The organism is Metapseudomonas boanensis (assembly GCF_018704125.1).
Classification (GTDB): Bacteria; Pseudomonadota; Gammaproteobacteria; order Pseudomonadales; family Pseudomonadaceae; genus Metapseudomonas; species Metapseudomonas boanensis.
On the sequence record NZ_JAGTIS010000001.1, the window covers coordinates 475,613 to 492,459 of the forward strand.

13 protein-coding genes are annotated in these 16,847 nt (G+C 65.5%); 4 read left to right on the top strand and 9 right to left on the bottom strand.

Annotation, left to right across the window (positions count from 1 at the left end; translation table 11 throughout):
• Positions 1–206 precede the first annotated feature (206 nt).
• The 6 genes from J7302_RS02280 to J7302_RS02305 form a co-directional block, all read right to left on the bottom strand.
• Complete coding sequence (locus tag J7302_RS02280) at positions 207–1,112, bottom strand: hydroxymethylglutaryl-CoA lyase (protein WP_215369715.1); 906 nt, start codon at positions 1,110–1,112, stop codon at positions 207–209.
• A 97-nt stretch (positions 1,113–1,209) separates the two neighbouring features.
• On the bottom strand, positions 1,210–3,153 hold the full coding sequence (locus tag J7302_RS02285; RefSeq protein WP_215369717.1) for an acetyl-CoA carboxylase biotin carboxylase subunit: 1,944 nt from the start codon (positions 3,151–3,153) through the stop codon (positions 1,210–1,212).
• Positions 3,150–3,950 (bottom strand): gamma-carboxygeranoyl-CoA hydratase, encoded by an 801-nt coding sequence (locus tag J7302_RS02290; RefSeq protein WP_215369719.1) that lies wholly within the window; start codon positions 3,948–3,950, stop codon positions 3,150–3,152. Before J7302_RS02290 ends, J7302_RS02285 begins: the two co-directional genes overlap by 4 nt.
• A gap of 101 nt (positions 3,951–4,051) precedes the next feature.
• Positions 4,052–5,659 (bottom strand): carboxyl transferase domain-containing protein, encoded by a 1,608-nt coding sequence (locus J7302_RS02295; RefSeq protein ID WP_215369721.1) that lies wholly within the window; start codon positions 5,657–5,659, stop codon positions 4,052–4,054.
• A 109-nt stretch (positions 5,660–5,768) separates the two neighbouring features.
• On the bottom strand, positions 5,769–6,932 hold the full coding sequence (locus J7302_RS02300) for an isovaleryl-CoA dehydrogenase (protein WP_215369723.1): 1,164 nt from the start codon (positions 6,930–6,932) through the stop codon (positions 5,769–5,771).
• Between the two features lie 40 nt (positions 6,933–6,972).
• Entirely contained in the window at positions 6,973–7,371 is a 399-nt protein-coding gene (locus J7302_RS02305) for a MerR family transcriptional regulator (RefSeq protein WP_215369725.1), read from the bottom strand.
• Positions 7,372–7,571: 200 nt separating this feature from the next.
• Between J7302_RS02305 and J7302_RS02310 the strand changes: the two genes are divergently transcribed.
• The 4 genes from J7302_RS02310 (at position 7,572) to qhpG (ending at position 13,328) form a co-directional block, all read left to right on the top strand.
• Entirely contained in the window at positions 7,572–9,476 is a 1,905-nt protein-coding gene (locus tag J7302_RS02310) for a sigma-54-dependent Fis family transcriptional regulator (RefSeq protein WP_215369728.1), read from the top strand.
• Positions 9,477–9,636: 160 nt separating this feature from the next.
• Positions 9,637–11,364 carry an ABC transporter ATP-binding protein gene (locus J7302_RS02315; RefSeq protein ID WP_215369730.1) on the top strand — a complete coding sequence of 576 codons (1,728 nt, stop codon included), beginning with the start codon at positions 9,637–9,639 and terminating at the stop codon, positions 11,362–11,364.
• Positions 11,354–12,034, top strand: coding sequence for a subtilisin-like serine protease QhpE (qhpE, locus tag J7302_RS02320; RefSeq protein ID WP_215369732.1), 681 nt, complete (start codon positions 11,354–11,356; stop codon positions 12,032–12,034). The genes J7302_RS02315 and qhpE overlap by 11 nt, the downstream gene beginning before the upstream one ends.
• A complete protein-coding gene (gene qhpG / locus J7302_RS02325; protein ID WP_215369734.1) occupies positions 12,027–13,328 on the top strand; it encodes a flavin-dependent monooxygenase QhpG in 1,302 nt (433 codons plus the stop codon). Before qhpE ends, qhpG begins: the two co-directional genes overlap by 8 nt.
• 79 nt (positions 13,329–13,407) lie before the next feature.
• Here the strand turns inward: qhpG and ald are convergent, their stop codons facing one another.
• From ald to J7302_RS02340, 3 genes are all read right to left on the bottom strand, one after another.
• Positions 13,408–14,529, bottom strand: coding sequence for an alanine dehydrogenase (ald, locus tag J7302_RS02330; RefSeq protein WP_215369737.1), 1,122 nt, complete (start codon positions 14,527–14,529; stop codon positions 13,408–13,410).
• 137 nt (positions 14,530–14,666) lie between these two features.
• The gene (locus tag J7302_RS02335; RefSeq protein ID WP_215369739.1) at positions 14,667–15,434 is read right to left on the bottom strand and encodes a slipin family protein; all 768 of its coding nucleotides are present in this window, start codon (positions 15,432–15,434) and stop codon (positions 14,667–14,669) included.
• A 2-nt stretch (positions 15,435–15,436) separates the two neighbouring features.
• A complete protein-coding gene (locus J7302_RS02340) occupies positions 15,437–16,825 on the bottom strand; it encodes an NfeD family protein (protein ID WP_215369741.1) in 1,389 nt (462 codons plus the stop codon).
• Between the last annotated feature and the right edge of the window lie 22 nt (positions 16,826–16,847).

The window sequence follows — 16,847 nt, forward strand, 5'->3', positions numbered from 1 at the left end:
AATCGATGGGTATCGCAGGCTCAACCCATCCTGCCGAGCCGAGTCGGGTTCAACTCCGCGCCAGCCGGCTGACGCAACAAGCTTCAGCCGCGAGTCACTCCTCTCAGCTTCAGGGAGAGGGGCCGGGGGAGAGGGCGGCGGATACAAGCAATAAAAAGGCCGCGATCCCGAAGCATCGCGGCCAAGAGGGGAACCTCAATCGAGCTTCAGCTCGAACTCGCCAGCCTGGCGCGCGCTACCCGCGAGCCATTCTCCTTGCCCAGCACCGCGCAGATGCGCTGGCCAGCCGCAATGAGCTTATCCATGTCGATGCCTGTCTCGATGCCCAACCCGTTCAGCAGGTAGAGCACATCTTCGGTGGCGACGTTGCCGGTGGCACCCTTGGCGTAGGGGCAGCCACCGAGGCCGGCGACCGAGCTGTCGAACACCGCGATGCCTTCCAGCAGGCCGGCGTAAACGTTCGCCACGGCCTGGCCATAGGTGTCGTGGAAGTGGCCGGCGAGCTTGTCACGGGGAACCTTGGCGCCGACGACTTCGAACATATGGCGGGTAGCGCCTGCGGTGCCAGTACCGATGGTGTCGCCGAGGGAGACTTCATAGCAGCCCATGGCGTATAGCTCGGCAGCCACGCTGGCCACTTGCTCGGCGGGGACAGTGCCCTCGTAGGGGCAGCCCAGCACACAGGAAACATAGCCGCGCACGCTGATGCCCTGGGCTCGTGCCGCGTCCATGACCGGCACGAAACGTTCCAGGCTTTCGGCGATGGAGCAGTTGATGTTCTTTTGCGAGAAGGATTCGGAAGCGGCGGCGAACACGGCCACTTCCTTCACCCCGGCTTCCAGGGCGGCCTCGAAGCCCTTCAGGTTTGGTGCCAGGGCGGCGTAGGTGACCCCGGCCTTGCGCTGGATCTGCGCGAAGACCTCGGCCGAACCGGCCATCTGCGGCACCCACTTGGGCGAGACGAAGCTGCCCACCTCGACATAGCCGAGGCCGGCGGCGGTCAGGTCGTCCACCAGGGTCACCTTGTCGGCGACGCTGATGGGTTGTTTCTCGTTCTGCAGGCCGTCGCGCGGGCCGACTTCGACCAGGCGGACCTTGCTTGGAATATTCATTGCGTCATCTCTCAATGCACCGGAGTTCAGTACCGTAGGATGGGACGGGTAGCGTTCGGCTGAACCCGACTCATCCTACGAGGTGTCACTGCGGACCTCAGGCCTCTTCCAACTCGACGAGGGCGGTGCCTTCGTTGACCAGCTCGCCTTCGCCGCAATACAGCGCCTTGATCACGCCGTCGTGAGGCGCGCGGATGCTGTGTTCCATTTTCATGGCTTCCAGCACCACCAGGGCGGTACCCGCTTCGACTTTCTGGCCAGCTTCCACCAGCACGCGCACGATACTGCCGTTCATCGGCGCCGTCAGCCCGCCGTGATGGCTGTGGCTGGCTTCCACTTCCTCGATCGGGTCGACGCGCGTGACGCTGCGCAGTTCGCCGTCCCACTCCAGGTAGAGCGTTTCGCCTCGGCGGATCGCCAGGTGCTGGCGACGCAGGCCGTCCTGCTCGACGGTGATGTGCTCGCCGGACAGGCAGATCGGGCTGGCGGTCGCGCCGCGCAGACGCACCACATGGCGTTCGCTACCGGCAATCAGGTGCTGGTCGATTTCGCTGGGCAGACCGGCGCGCCAGCCGTTGTGCTGGCTCCAGGGCGAGTAGGGATCATCACTGCGCATGCGCTGTGCTTCGCTCTGGCGGAAGGTTTCGCCGGCCAGTTGCCAGAAGGTCTCGGGCAGTGCGGTGGGGGTGGGCAGCAGTTGTTCCTGGTAGCGGCCGATGAAGCCGGTATCCAGCTCGGCGGCGGCAAAGGCCGGGTGGGCCAGTACGCGGCGCAGGAACGCCAGGTTGGTCTTGAAGCCGCCCACAGCGGTTTCGTCGAGCATGGCCAGCAAGCGCTGACGGGCTTCCTCGCGGGTTTCACCCCAGGCGATCAGCTTGGCCAGCATTGGGTCGTAGAAGGGGGATACTTCATCGCCTTCGGCCACGCCACTGTCCACCCGACGGCCCGGGCCTGCTGCGGCTTCGCGGTAGAGGGCCAGGCGACCGCTGGCGGGCAGGAAGTCCTGCTCCGGGTCTTCGGCGTAGAGGCGCACTTCGATGGCGTGGCCGAGCAGCGGCACCTGTTCCTGGGTGATCGGCAGGGCCTCGCCACGGGCAACGCGGATTTGCCAGGCCACCAGGTCGAGGCCGGTGATGGCTTCGGTGACCGGGTGTTCCACCTGCAGGCGGGTGTTCATCTCCATGAAGAAGAAGTCGCCGCGCTCATCCAGCAGGAACTCCACGGTGCCAGCGCCGACATACCCGATGGCCTGGGCCGCGCGCACGGCGGCTTCGCCCATGGCGCGGCGCAGTTCGGCGGAGAGGCCGGGGGCCGGTGCTTCCTCCACGACCTTCTGGTGGCGGCGCTGGATCGAGCAGTCGCGCTCGTTGAGATACAGGCAGTTGCCGTGGCTGTCGGCGAATACCTGGATCTCCACGTGGCGCGGCTTGAGGACGTACTTCTCCACCAGCATGCGCGAGTCGCCAAAGGCCGACTGCGCCTCACGCTGGGCGGAGGCGAGGGCCTCGGCCAGCTCGCTTTCGCGCTCGACCACCTTCATGCCCTTGCCGCCACCGCCGGCAGCGGCCTTCAGCAGCACCGGGTAGCCGATGCGCTCGGACGCGGCGCGGAAGGTTTCCAGGTCCTGGGCCTCGCCGTGGTAGCCGGGCACCAGGGGCACACCGGCGGCCTCCATCAGCGCCTTGGCGGCAGACTTGCTGCCCATGGCGTCGATGGCGCTGGCTGGTGGGCCGAGGAAGATCAGGCCAGCCTCGGCGATGGCTCGGGCGAAGCCGGCGTTCTCCGAGAGGAAGCCGTAGCCCGGGTGGATGGCCTGGGCGCCGCTGGTCTTGGCGGCGGCGATCAGCTTGTCCACCAGCAAGTAGCTTTCGGCGGGTTTGGCGCCGCCCAGGTCGACGGCGATGTCCGCCTCGCGCACGTGGCGGGCATTACGGTCGATGGCGCTGTGCACGGCCACGGTACGAATGCCGAGGGCCTTGGCAGTGCGCATGACACGGCAGGCGATTTCGCCACGGTTGGCGATCAGCAGGGTGGTGATCATTGTTGTGGCTCCTGCCAGGACGGTTTGCGTTTCTCCAGGAAAGCACGCAGGCCCTCCTGGCCTTCGGGGCTCACGCGGATGCGAGCGATGGCGCTTTCGGTGTAGCGGCGCAGGCCTGGGCTGAGGGCACCACTGGCGACCTCGCGGAGCAGGTCCTTGGTCGCGCTCATGGCTTGCGGGCTGTTCTGCAGCAGGTTGGTGGTCCAGTCATTGACCGCCTCGTCCAGCGCATCGATCGGGTAGCACTCGGCGAGCAGGCCGAGCTCACGGGCTGTTTCTCCGCTGAAACGCTCGGCGGTCAGGGCGTAGCGGCGCGCCGCGCGTTCCCCGATGGCCTGTACCACGAAGGGGCTGATCACCGCCGGGGCCAGGCCGATACGCACTTCGGAGAGGGAGAACTGCGCGTCCTTGGCGCCGATGGCCATGTCGCAGCAGCTGATCAGGCCCAGCGCACCACCAAAGGCCGCACCTTGCACTACAGCCAGGGTCGGCACCTTGAGGTGGTAAAGGTTGTACATCAGCTCGGCCAGCTCGCGGGCATCGTCCAGGTTGGAGTTGTAGTCGAGCTTGGCGGATTCCTGCATCCAGGCCAGGTCCGCGCCGGCGGAGAAGTGCCGGCCACGGCCGCGCAGGATCAGGAAACGTACGTTGGGGGCGGCCTTGACGGCGTCGAGGGCGAGGATCAGCTCGCGGATCATCCCGGCGTTGAAGGCGTTGTTCTTTTCCGGACGATTCAGCCAGAGCGTGGCAACGCCGTTGCTGGTGATGTCCAGTTGCAGGGTGGTGAAGTCGGTCATCGTTCTCTCCTGTAGGAGCGAGCTTGCTCGCGATCAACGGTGGTGCCCGGGTTCGCCAGCAAGCTGGCTCCTACGTTGGTCCCACCACTCGCAAGCAGGATTTACATGCGGAACACGCCGAAGGTGGTCCGCTCGATCGGGGCATTGAGGCTGGCGGACAGCGCCAGCCCCAGCACGTCGCGGGTTTGGGCCGGGTCGATGACGCCGTCATCCCAGAGCCGCGCGCTGGAGTAGTACGGATGCCCCTGGCGCTCGTACTGCTCGAGGATCGGCTGCTTGATCTTCGCTTCTTCTTCGGCACTCAGGCTGTGACCGGCGCGTTCGCTCTGTTCGCGCTTGACCTGGGCCAGTACGCCGGCGGCCTGCTCGGCGCCCATTACGCCGATCCGCGCGTTGGGCCACATCCACAGGAAACGCGGGTCATAGGCGCGGCCGCACATGCCGTAGTTACCGGCGCCGAAGCTGCCACCGATGATCACGGTGAACTTCGGCACCTTGGCGCAAGCCACCGCCGTCACCAGCTTGGCACCATGCTTGGCGATGCCGCCGGCTTCGTACTTCTGGCCGACCATGAAGCCGGTGATGTTCTGCAGGAACAGCAGCGGAATGCCGCGCTGGCAGGCCAGTTCGATGAAGTGTGCACCTTTCTGCGCGGCTTCCGCGAAGAGGATGCCGTTGTTCGCCAGGATGGCGATGGGGTAGCCGTGCAGGTGAGCGAAACCGCAGACGAGGGTGGTGCCGAACAGGGCCTTGAACTCATCGAATTCGGAGTCGTCGACCAGGCGCCCGATGACTTCGCGTACGTCGAACGGCTGCTTGGCATCGGCCGGGATCACGCCGTACAGCTCTTCGGCCGGATGGCGCGGCAGGAGCGGCTCGCGGCGATTCAGTTCACCCTGCTTGCGCCAGTTGAGGTTGGCGATGCTGCGGCGGGCGAGGGCAAGAGCGTGCTCGTCGCTCTCGGCGTAGTGGTCGGCCACGCCCGAAGTCTTGCAGTGGACGTCGGCGCCTCCCAGGTCTTCGGCGCTCACCACCTCGCCGGTGGCGGCCTTCACCAGCGGCGGGCCGGCAAGGAAGATCGTGGCCTGGTTGCGCACCATGATGGTTTCGTCGCTCATGGCCGGCACGTAGGCGCCGCCTGCGGTGCAGGAGCCCATTACCACGGCGATCTGCGGGATGCCTTGGGCGCTCATGTTGGCCTGGTTGAAGAAGATGCGGCCGAAATGCTCGCGGTCGGGGAACACTTCGTCCTGGCGCGGCAGGTTGGCGCCGCCGGAGTCCACCAGGTAGATGCAGGGCAAGCGGTTCTGCTGGGCGATGGCCTGGGCGCGCAAGTGCTTCTTCACCGTCAGCGGGTAGTAGGAGCCGCCTTTCACCGTGGCGTCGTTGGCCACGATCATGCATTCCACGCCTTCCACGCGGCCGATGCCGGCAACCACGCCCGCGGCGGGAACGTCCTCGCCATAGACCTCATGGGCTGCCAGCTGGCCGATCTCCAGGAAGGGCGAGCCCGGGTCCAGCAGGCGGTTGATGCGTTCGCGCGGCAGCAGCTTGCCGCGTGAGGTGTGGCGCTCCTGGGCTTTGGCGCCGCCGCCTTCATGGATACGGCCGAGCAGCCCGTGCAGGGCCGTGACCTGTTCGAGCATGGCCGCGCTGTTGCGGGCGAATTCGGGGGTGCGGGTGTTGATCTGGGTGTGCAGGATGGCCATCTGGCGCGCTCCGTCGAATGTTGTGCCGCCTCTTTCCTGTAGGAGCCCGCTTGCTGGCGAAGGCTTGTTCGCGAGCAAGCTCGCTCCTACAGGGGCGCGGTGTTGGCGATCAGCGAGTCTCGTTGAACAGCTCACGGCCGATCAGCATGCGGCGGATCTCGCTGGTGCCGGCGCCGATCTCGTAGAGCTTGGCGTCGCGCAGCAGGCGGCCGGTGGGGAACTCGTTGATGTAGCCGTTGCCACCAAGGATCTGGATGGCTTCCAGCGCCATCTGGGTAGCGCGCTCGGCCGTGTAGAGGATCACGCCGGCGGCGTCCTTGCGGGTGGTCTCGCCACGGTCGCAGGCCTGGGCCACGGCATAGAGGTAGGCGCGGCTGGCGGCGAGCTGGCTGTACATGTCAGCCACCTTGCCCTGGATGAACTGGAACTCGCCGATGCTCTGACCGAACTGCTTGCGGTCGTGGATGTAGGGCACCACGACGTCCATGCAGGCCTGCATGATGCCGACCGGGCCACCGGACAGCACCACGCGCTCATAGTCCAGGCCGCTCATCAGGACTTTCACGCCACCGTTGACCACGCCCAGGACGTTCTCTTCCGGCACTTCCACGTCGTCGAAGAACAGCTCACAGGTGTTGGAGCCGCGCATGCCGAGCTTGTCGAACTTGTTGCTGCGCGAGAAGCCTTTCCAGTCGCGCTCGACGATGAACGCGGTGATGCCGTGGGGGCCCTTGTCCAGGTCGGTCTTTGCGTAGATCACATAGGTGTTGGCGTCCGGACCGTTGGTGATCCAGGTCTTGCTGCCGTTGAGGACGAAGCGGTCGCCCTTCTTGTCGGCGCGCAGCTTCATGGAGACCACGTCGGAGCCGGCGTTCGGCTCGCTCATGGCCAGGGCGCCGACATGCTCGCCGCTGACCAGCTTGGGCAGGTACTTGGCCTTCTGTTCGGCATTGCCGTTGCGCTTGATCTGGTTGACGCAGAGGTTGGAGTGGGCGCCGTAGGAGAGGGCGACCGAGGCCGAGCCACGGCTGATTTCTTCCATGGCGATCACGTGGGCCAGATAGCCGAGGCCAGAGCCGCCGTACTCTTCTTCAACGGTGACACCGAGCAGGCCCATGTCGCCGAACTTGCGCCACATGTCCATGGGGAACGCGTTTTCCTGGTCGATCTCGGCGGCGCGTGGCGCCAGTTCAGCGGCAACGAAGGCCTGGACCTGTTCGCGCAGCATGTCGATGGTGTCGCCGAGGGCGAAGTTCAGGCTCGAGTAAGTCATGGTTCCACCTGTGCTTGTCATTGTCGGGGGAGGGAAGAAGTCAGGCGTTGGCGCCTTGTTTCTGCTTGGTTTCGGCGAGGGCAGCGAGGCAGCGCTCCTCGGCGGTATCCAGTTCCAGCTGCATCTGCTGGATGTCCAGCAGCTGCTGTTCGAGTTGGGCGCGGCGCGCGGCGATCTTGCCCATGAAGGTCTCCAGCTGCTTGCGGTTGCCACTGCTGGGGTCGTAGAGGTCGATCAGCTCCTTGCACTCGGCCAGGGAAAAGCCGATGCGCTTGCCACGCAGGATCAGCTTCAGGGCCACGAGGTCCTTCGGGCTGTAGATGCGCTCCTGGCCGCGACGCTCGGGGCTGAGCATGCCCTGCTCTTCATAGAAGCGGATGGCGCGGGTGGTGACATCCAGTTCGCGGGCCAGGTCGGAAATACTATAGGTCGTGGACATGGTCAGGGCTCGTAGCTGTGTTTACCTTTACGTTAACGTAAACCTGTGCCAACCTGACTGTCAACTCCGCCGTATCAGACTCCCGCAGGTGCCAGCAGTAGCTCGTTGCTTGCCTCCTGCGGGGCTCCGCTCTTTACGGACGAGGGCGGCAGGTGTAGACATTCAGAGCGTGCGACGACCCAGGCGCGCTGGAGCGAGAGATGGCGCAAGACATTCGAATAACAATGGCAGCCGACCCCCTTCACGAATCCCGACAGGCTCGATTGAAGCTGCTCAATGAGGGTGAGTTGCCCCAGGGAATGCTGCGCGAGGAAATCGACGCTTCGTGGCGGCGCAGCCTCGGCTACGGGCTGAACTGCCTCGAGGGCGAGCAGATTGGCCTGCAGCAGGACCCGGACCTGCAGCTGTTGCTGGCGAGCAACCGCCTGCTGATCGATGCTGCGACCCCGGAGCTCGAATACCTGGTCAGCCAGCAGGGCAAGGGCGGGCTGGTGATCCTCGGCGACGCACAGGCCAACGTGCTGGCGGTCGAGGGCCAGACCGAACACCTCAATACCTTTGGTCTGCGCGACCTCAAGCCCGGCACTTGCTGGAGCGAATCCCTGCGCGGCACCAATGCCATTGGCACTGCAGTGGTGGAAGGGCGTCCGACCCTGATCAATTGCGGTGAGCATTACCTGGATCGGCTCAGCCGCTTTTCCTGCACCTCGGTGCCGATCAAAGACCCGCAGGGACGAGTCATCGGCGTCCTCGACCTGACCCGTGACGGCGTCATGGCCCAGCCCCAGGACAACCTGGCAACGCTGATGCTTGCCGCCAGCAACATCGAGAGTCGTCTGTTCGCACTGTGCTATCCCGACGATCTGGTGCTGGCTTTCCATCACCGCCCTCAATACCTCGGCTCTGCCTGGCACGGGTTGCTGGCGCTGAGCCTCGATGGCGAGGTGGTGGCGGCCAACGAGCAGGCCTGCTGCCTGTTGCAGGTGTCGCGCCAGGCGCTGGTCGGGCGCCGTAGCAGCGACCTGCTGGGCAGCCGATCCCCGCAGTTCATGGCGCGCTTGATGCAGGGCGGCCTGAGCAGTGTACAGACCGCCAAGGGCGAGTATTTTTTCCGTGCTTTACAGGTGCCTCGTCATACCAGCATCGGTGGCACTGTCTCGGCATCCAAGACTCCTGCGGCCAAGCCACAGGTGCTGGAGGAGCTGGCCGGCCGTGACAGCCGCTTTGCCCGGTCCCTGCGCATGGCGCGGCAGGGCCTGGCTGGCGATTTGCCGGTGCTGCTGCTGGGCGAGACCGGCACCGGCAAGGAAGTCGTGGCACGCGCCCTGCACCAGGCCAGTGCGCGGGCTGACAAGCCCTTCGTGGCGGTCAACTGTGCGGCGATTCCTGAGGGGTTGATCGAGTCCGAGCTCTTTGGCTATCGCGAGGGGGCCTTCACTGGCTCGCGCAAGGGCGGCATGGTCGGCCGGTTGATGCAGGCCCACGGCGGCACACTGTTCCTCGATGAAATTGGCGATATGCCGCTCAGCCTCCAGGCACGCCTGCTGCGTGTATTGCAGGAGCGCAAGGTGGCACCACTAGGTGCCGGGGAAGAGCAGGAGATCGACGTGGCGGTGATCTGCGCCACCCACCGCGACCTCAAACGATTGGTCCAGGAAAAACACTTCCGCGAAGACCTTTACTACCGCGTCAACGGCGTCAGCCTGCGCCTACCGGCCCTGCGCGAACGCGAGGACCTGGCGGCCATGATCAACGGCGTGCTGGACAAGCTCGGCGCGGCCCAGGTCACCCTCGACAAGGACCTGACCGAGTTGCTGTCGGGCTACGACTGGCCAGGCAACATCCGTCAGTTGGAGATGGTCCTGCGTTCGGCGCTGGCCATGCGCGAGGATGGCGAGACCGTGCTGGGCCTCGACCATCTCACCGACAGCCTGCTGGACGAACTGACCGCCAGCTGCCGCCAGCCCGGTAGCATCCGCGAGAACGAGCTGGAGCTGATCCGCAGCTCGCTGGAGCGGCACCAGGGCAATGTCTCGGCGGCGGCCGACTCCCTAGGCATCAGCCGCGCCACTCTTTACCGCAAGCTGAAGCAGCTGCGCGGATGAGTCGGCCGCATTGCCAATGTGGGGCGGGAGCCCTGTGGGGGCGAATTCCTTCGCCAAGCAGACCGCAGGTCTGCCCTGCAAGGCCCAAGGGGGCTGTGTTGCAGCCCATAGCGAATGAATTCGCCCCCACAATGAACCTGCAATCCCTGGCCATTACCCGATGACCCGCTTCTTCCTCAAACTCGTCGAAACCAGCGACCCCGAACTGCTGCGCCGCGCCATGGAGTGGCTCTACGGCTTCGTGCGTCCGCACCTGCGAGCCATCCTGTTACTACTCGGCCTCTCCTTCGGCGCCTCCCTGCTGGTACTGGCGCAACCCTGGCTGACCAAGACTCTGATCGACGATGGCCTCCTGGCCAAGGACTTCGGCAAGTTGGTGCAGGTGGCCGTGGCGATGATCGCGGTCGGCATCCTTGGGACTGTGCTCTCTGGCATTAACCGCTACCTGCACACGCGGCTTTCCGGGCGCATCCTGTTTGCCCTGCGTGACGACCTGTATCGGCATCTGCAACAACTTTCGCCGGCCTTCTACGGCCGCCGACGCATCGGTGACTTGTTATCGCGGCTGGATGGCGACGTCGCGGAGATCCAGCGCTTCGCCGTCGACTCGCTGTTTTCGGCGGTTTCCAGCGTCATCGGCCTGATCGGTGCGGTGACCCTGATGCTGCTGCTGTCCTGGCAGTTGTCGTTGCTGCTGGCGCTGCTGATTCCCATCGAAGTCCTCTGGCTGCGCTGGATGCGGCGCAAAGTGGAGCGCGAGGTGCGCAGCCTGCGCGAACGTTCGGCGGACGTGTCATCCTTCCTGGTCGAGACGCTCCCGGCGATGAAATTCATCCAGGCGGCCGGCCAGCAACAACGTGAATCCCGCCGCCTGGAGCACTTGGGCCAGGGGTATATGAGCCAGCTGCTGAAGCTGCAGGTCACCGAATTCTTCACCCATGCGGTGCCCGGCACGCTCACGTCGCTGTCCCGCGCCTGTGCCTTCCTCATAGGCGGCTACTGGGTGGTGCAGGGCACCTGGCAGCTTGGCGCGCTGATTGCGTTCTCCACCTACCTCGGGATGGCCGTGGGGCCGGTGCAGAGTCTGCTCGGGCTCTACGTCGCCCTGCAACGCATGACGGTGAGCCTTGGACGGGTGATGGAACTGCAACAGGAGCCGGTGCCGGTGCGCCAGCCCGATTCGCCACGCTCGATGCCGGACGGCCCAGGCGAGCTGCGTCTGGAAGCGGTGCGCTTTGCCCATGACCAACGCAACGAGGCAATATTGCGTGGCGTCGATGCCAGCATTCCCGGCGGCTTGAAGGTGGCCATCAGCGGCGCTTCAGGTGTTGGCAAGTCGACCCTTATCGATCTGCTGCAACGGTTCTACGACCCGGACGAAGGCCGCATCCTGCTGGATGGCATCGACCTGCGGGAGCTGGACCTGCAGGCCCTGCGCCGGCGCATTGCCGTGGTCAGCCAGGACATCGTGCTGTTTCGCGGCAGTCTCGCGGACAATCTGGCTTACGCCGCACCGGATGCCAGCCGCGAGGCCCTGGAGCAGGTGGCTCGCCTGGCGCGGCTCGACAGTCTGATCGAATCACTGCCCCAGGGACTGGACAGTCAGCTCGGCGAGCGCGGCCAACAGCTTTCCGGGGGGCAGAAACAGCGCATCGCCATTGCCCGCGCGCTCCTGCAAGACCCGCTGATCCTGGTGCTGGACGAAGCTACCTCGGCGGTCGACGAAGCCACCGAACGCGAGGTGATTGCAGCCATCGACCAGCTGTTTGCTGGGCGCACGCGCATCCTCATCAGCCACCGCCCTTCGACCCTGGCGCAGGCCGACCTGGAGCTGCGTTTGGAGAATGGCCTGCTGCGGCAATTGGAGGTTGAGCATCATGGCCGCTGAATTGCGTGTTGGAATCATCGACAGCGGATACGCGCCGAGCCAGGCCAATCAGGTGCTGGCGGCGAGGCGCTTCTGGTTATCGGAGGACGGGCTTGCCGATGGCGAGGCATTGCCGGATGCGCTGGGGCACGGCAGTGCGATCCTCGATACCTTGACCCGCCAGGCGGGGCCACTGGAGCTGTATGTCGCCCAGGTGTTCGGCGACCGTTGGCAGACGAGCCCACTACAGATCGCTGGCGCCTTGCACTGGTTGATCGAGCAGGATGTGGCGCTGGTCAATCTTAGCCTCGGCTTGCGCAACGACCGACCCGTGCTGCGCGAAGCCTGTGCCCTGGCGCAGGTCGCCGGCATCCTGCTCTGCGCTTCCAGCCCGGCCCAGGGCGAGCCGGTTTATCCGGCCAGCTACCCAGGCGTGATCCGTGTGACGGGCGATGCGCGCTGTGCGGCAGGGCAATGGTCCTGGCTGAACAGCCCGCAGGCAGACTTTGGTGCGCCGGTTGCAGCCGTCAACGGCGTGGCGGGTGCCAGCGTGGGTTGTGCGGCGCTCTGCGGGATGATCGCCGGTAACCTTCAACGGCATCCGGGCGCCGGGCGGGATGCGGTGCTGGCCTGGCTGCGGGATGGCGCCGCCTTTGTCGGCCCTGAGCGAAGAGGGCGGCGCGATGACTGAGCTGTCGATTGCCGTGCTTGGCGCGGGTCCAGCTGGAGCTGCCGTCGCCCTGGGCTTGCGTCGTCTGGGTTACCAAACCTGTGTTGTCAGCGAGTGGCGACGCTTCGCTGCGGTGGAAGGCGTTTCCCAGCGAGTGCTGGACGGGCTGCGCCAGGCCGGATTGGAAAGGGCCCTGGCCAGCGCCGACGCACCGACGCCGCGAAAGGTGTTGTGGAATGGCGACGGTCAATCGATCAACCAGGAATGCCTGCTCGATCGTCCGCGCTTCGACGCGGCGATTCGCGAAGACTTGTACGCCGCGGGTGTGGCCGTGATCGAGGCGCGGGTGCTGCGGGTGGAGAGCAGTGCCGACGGGCACCTGATCCACCTCGACTCCGGGGAGCCGCTCAGGGCTGATTTCCTGGTCGAGGCGCGCGGCCGCCAGGCACCGCTGGCCGGTGGCCGGCTGCGCGGGCCGGAAACCTTGAGTCTGCTGAACCAGTGGCAAGAGTCGCCGGGTCGGCCCGGTTCAGCTGTGGAGAGCCTGGCTGATGGCTGGTCGTGGATGGCACGCCTGGCTGATGGCCGCTGCTATTGGCAGGTCACCCTGGACGCCAACAGCGGCGAACTGCCGGCCAAGGATGAACTTTCTGCCTACTGCGCCAGGCGTCGCGGCGACTCGGTGCTGGTGCGCAGGCTGTTCGGTGATGTGGCCTTGCAGCCCGCCAGCCTGCATGCACGCAGCAGCACGGCCATCCTGTTCCATGAAGCTGGCGGCCCGAACTGGCTGCGCGTGGGGGATGCAGCGATGGCGGTGGACCCACTGTCCGGCAATGGCATCTTCCAGTCGCTGTCGTCGGCCCTGCAAGCACCGGCGGTGATCAACACCCTGCTGCAATGCCCGGAACGCGCGGACCTGGCGCAGCGTTTCCACCAGCAACGGGTGGAACAGCTGTTCCTGCGCTTTGCTCGCACCGGGCGGGATTTCTATGCCATGGAACAGCGTTGGTCGGAGCAGCCCTTCTGGCGCGACCGGCGTCAGTGGCCGGATGCTGAGCCGCTGCATACGCCACCGGATTTCGGCCAGGTGCGGGTCCAGCGCCTGCCGGTGATTCGCGGTGACCTGATTGACGAGGCCGAGGTGGTGGTGACGGCGGACCAGCCGCTGGGCATCTGGCACCTGCAAGGCATCGAGCTGGCGCCCATTGTGCGAAGCGCGCTGCGTGGGGAGCTTGAGCCAGTGCTCGTGGCTCTGCCGGTCGAACAGCGGCGGATGGTGCAGGGGTGGTTGCTGGGGCAGGGCTACAGGCCCTGAGTGGGCATAAAAATGACCACAACACAAACATGGGCCGCGGGCACCTGCCGTGTTGTGGTCACCGGAGCCTCGACGGCTCCTAAAGCTGCTTCACCATCTCATCGAGGTGAACGAATTCCATATGGTGGGCGGCAGCAACGCTGGCATTGGTCAGTCGCCCCTTGGCCACGTTGAGACCATGGCGCAGATGCAGGTCGTCCTCCAGTGCCTTGCGCGTGCCCTTGTGGGCGAGGGCGATGACGAAGGGCAGCGTGGCGTTGTTCAGGGCCAGCGTCGAGGTGCGTGCCACCGCGCCGGGCATGTTCGCCACGCAGTAATGCACGACGTCGTCGACGATGTAGATCGGGTCGGCATGGGTGGTGGCACGGGAGGTTTCCGCGCATCCGCCCTGGTCGATGGCGACATCCACCAGGACAGCCCCCTCCTGCATCCTGGCGACCATTTCGGCGGTGATCAGTTTGGGCGCGGCCGCGCCGGGGATGAGCACGCCGCCGATCACCAGGTCCGCCGCCAGCACCTGCTCGCGCACGGCGCTATGGGTGGAGTAGAGCGTGGTGATGCGATTGCCGTATTGCGCGTCCAGACGCCGCAGCGCGTCGACACTCTTGTCCAGCACCGTGACGTCGGCACCCAGGCCGACGGCCATCGCCAATGCGTGGGTACCCACGACCCCGCCGCCGAGCACCACTACCTTGCCGGGGGCTACGCCCGGCACACCGCCGAGCAGGACGCCGCGACCACCTCGGGCCTTCTCAAGGCAGTTGGCGCCGGCCTGGATCGACATGCGTCCGGCCACTTCCGACATGGGCGCCAGCAATGGCAAGCGCCCATGGCTGTCGGTTACGGTTTCGTAGGCGATGCAGGTGGCGCCGGAGGCCAGCAGCTCATCGGTTTGCGGCCGATCGGGTGCAAGATGGAGGTAGGTGAAGAGGGTCTGGTCCGGCCGCAGGCGCGCGCGCTCCTGGGTCAGCGGCTCCTTCACCTTGACGATCAATTGGGCGCCTTCGAAGACGTCTCCGGCGCTGGCAGCGATAGATGCGCCAGCGGCCCGGTAGTCCTCGTCGCTGAAACCAATGGCCGCGCCGGCCTTGGTTTCCACCAGGACTTCATGCCCCAGCCGGGTCAGCTCGGCCACTGACTGGGGTGTCAGGCCTACCCGGTATTCATGGTTCTTGATTTCCTTTGGCACTCCGACTCGCATTGCAACCTCCCGGGTTGTTTCGCGCTGCCCTGTCTTCAGTGTAGGAAGCCGCTCGCTCCAACCCCGCCGAATAGCAGGGCATTTTCAGGGGAAATCCCTGAAAACCTAGGGGAAAGTAGTGGCCTGAGCCATTCATCTCAGCCTTTTTCGCCTCGTCCTGATCCCTCACTCATCCCACCAAGCAGGTCCACCGGCAGTGGGAAGACGATGGTGTTGGTCTTGTCGTTGGCGATCGCGTTCAGGGTCTGCATGTAGCGCAATTGCATGGCGCCGGGCTGGCGGCCGAGCATTTCCGCAGCCTGCATCAGCTTCTCGGAGGCCTGCAGCTCACCTTCGGCATGGATCACCTTGGCCCGCCGCTCGCGCTCGGCCTCGGCTTGGCGGGCGATGGCGCGGACCATGGTCTCGTTGAGGTCGACGTGCTTGATCTCCACGTTGGAGACCTTGATGCCCCAGGCATCGGTCTGGGCATCGAGTGCCTGCTGGATGTCGGCATTGAGGCGTTCGCGTTCGGCCAGCATCTCGTCCAGCTCATGCTTGCCCAGCACCGAGCGCAGGGTGGTCTGGGACAGCTGGCTGGTAGCCATGAGGAAGTTCTCCACCTGGATGATTGCCCGTTGCGGGTCTATGACGCGGAAGTAGACCACCGCGTTGACCTTCACCGAGACGTTGTCGCGGGAGATCACATCCTGCGGCGGCACGTCCATTACCACGGTGCGCAAATCCACCCGGACCATCTGTTGGATCGCCGGGATGATCAGCACCAGGCCCGGGCCCTTGACCCTCCAGAAGCGGCCGAGCTGGAACACCACGCCGCGCTCGTATTCGCGCAGGACACGGATCGCCGACGCCGCCAGCACGATGATCAGGAACAGGACAATGGCGAAACTGATAGGAAAACCCATGTTTACGCTCCTTTGGACGAACTGTCGTCCGCCTCTACGTCCAGCAGCAAGCCCTTGCGGGCGACGACCCGTACCCGTTGCCCGGCTCGTAGTGGCGCCGAGCTGCGCACCTGCCAGCGCTCACCTTGCAGCTGCACCCAACCGCCGTGTGGGTCGCTTGTCTCGAGGTCGAGCAGGATGGCCGCACTGCCGACGAGCCCCGCGTCGCCGCTGACTACAGCCTGGCGCCTGGACTTCAGCGCCATGCCGATGATGGCGAAGATGAGCACCGCGCTGGCCAGTGCGATGGTGACGATCACGGGCAAGGGGATGCCGAAGCCGGGCACCTCGGTGTCGATCAGGATCACGGCACCGACGACGAAGGCGGCAATGCCACCAAAACCGATCACGCCGAAGCTGGGCATGAAGGCCTCCGCGGCCATGAACAGAATGCCCAGCAGGATCAGGGCGATGCCGGCGAAGTTCACTGGTAGCAGTTGCAGGGCGTAGAGCGCGAGGATCAGGCAGATGCCACCGATCACGCCGCCGACCCCGGAGCCGGGGTTGGAGAACTCGAAGATCAGGCCGTAGACACCGATCATCATCAGGATCAATGCCACACTCGGGTTGGTGATGACTGCCAGCAACTGCGCGCGCCAGTCCGGCTCGCGCTGGATCAGTGGTGCACCGGCAGTGGTCAGCTTGAGCTGCTGTCCTGCAACCACCACGGTCTTGCCGTCCAGCTGACGCAACAGATCGTTGACGTCGTTGGCCAGGTAGTCCACCACTTTCTGCTTCATAGCATCGCTGGATGACAGGCTTACCGATTCGCGCACGGCACGCTCGGCCCATTCGGCGTTGCGCCCGCGCATTTGCGCCAGGCCACGGATGTAGGCGGCGGCATCATTCACCTGCTTGCGCGTCAGCGTCTCCTCATTGCCCGCAGGCGCAGCCTGCTCGCCCTTGTCCTCCTTGCCCGCCTCGTCCTGCTTGCGCGGTTTGTCTGGCTCCGGCTGGCCGGGCATGCCGCCAATCTGCACCGGGGTGGCGGCGCCGAGGTTGGTGCCGGGTGCCATGGCAGCGATATGACTGGCGTAGAGGATGTAGGTGCCGGCACTCGCCGCCCTGGCGCCACTGGGGGCAACGAAGCTGGCCACTGGCACCGGGCTGGCCAGGATCGCCTTGATGATGCTGCGCATCGATGTGTCGAGGCCTCCGGGGGTATCGATCTGCACCACCACCAGCTGTGCTTTGTCCTCCTCCGCGCGTTCGATGCCTCGGGTGAGGTAGTCAGCCGTTGCCGGACCTATTGCACCGTCCACCGTCAGCACGGTCACGCTACCGTCAGCCAGCAGGATGCACGGCAGCAGCGAGGCCAGCAGCAGGAGCCTGCGGATCAACCGGCGGATCATGGGGGGACCTCCACCTGGGCGC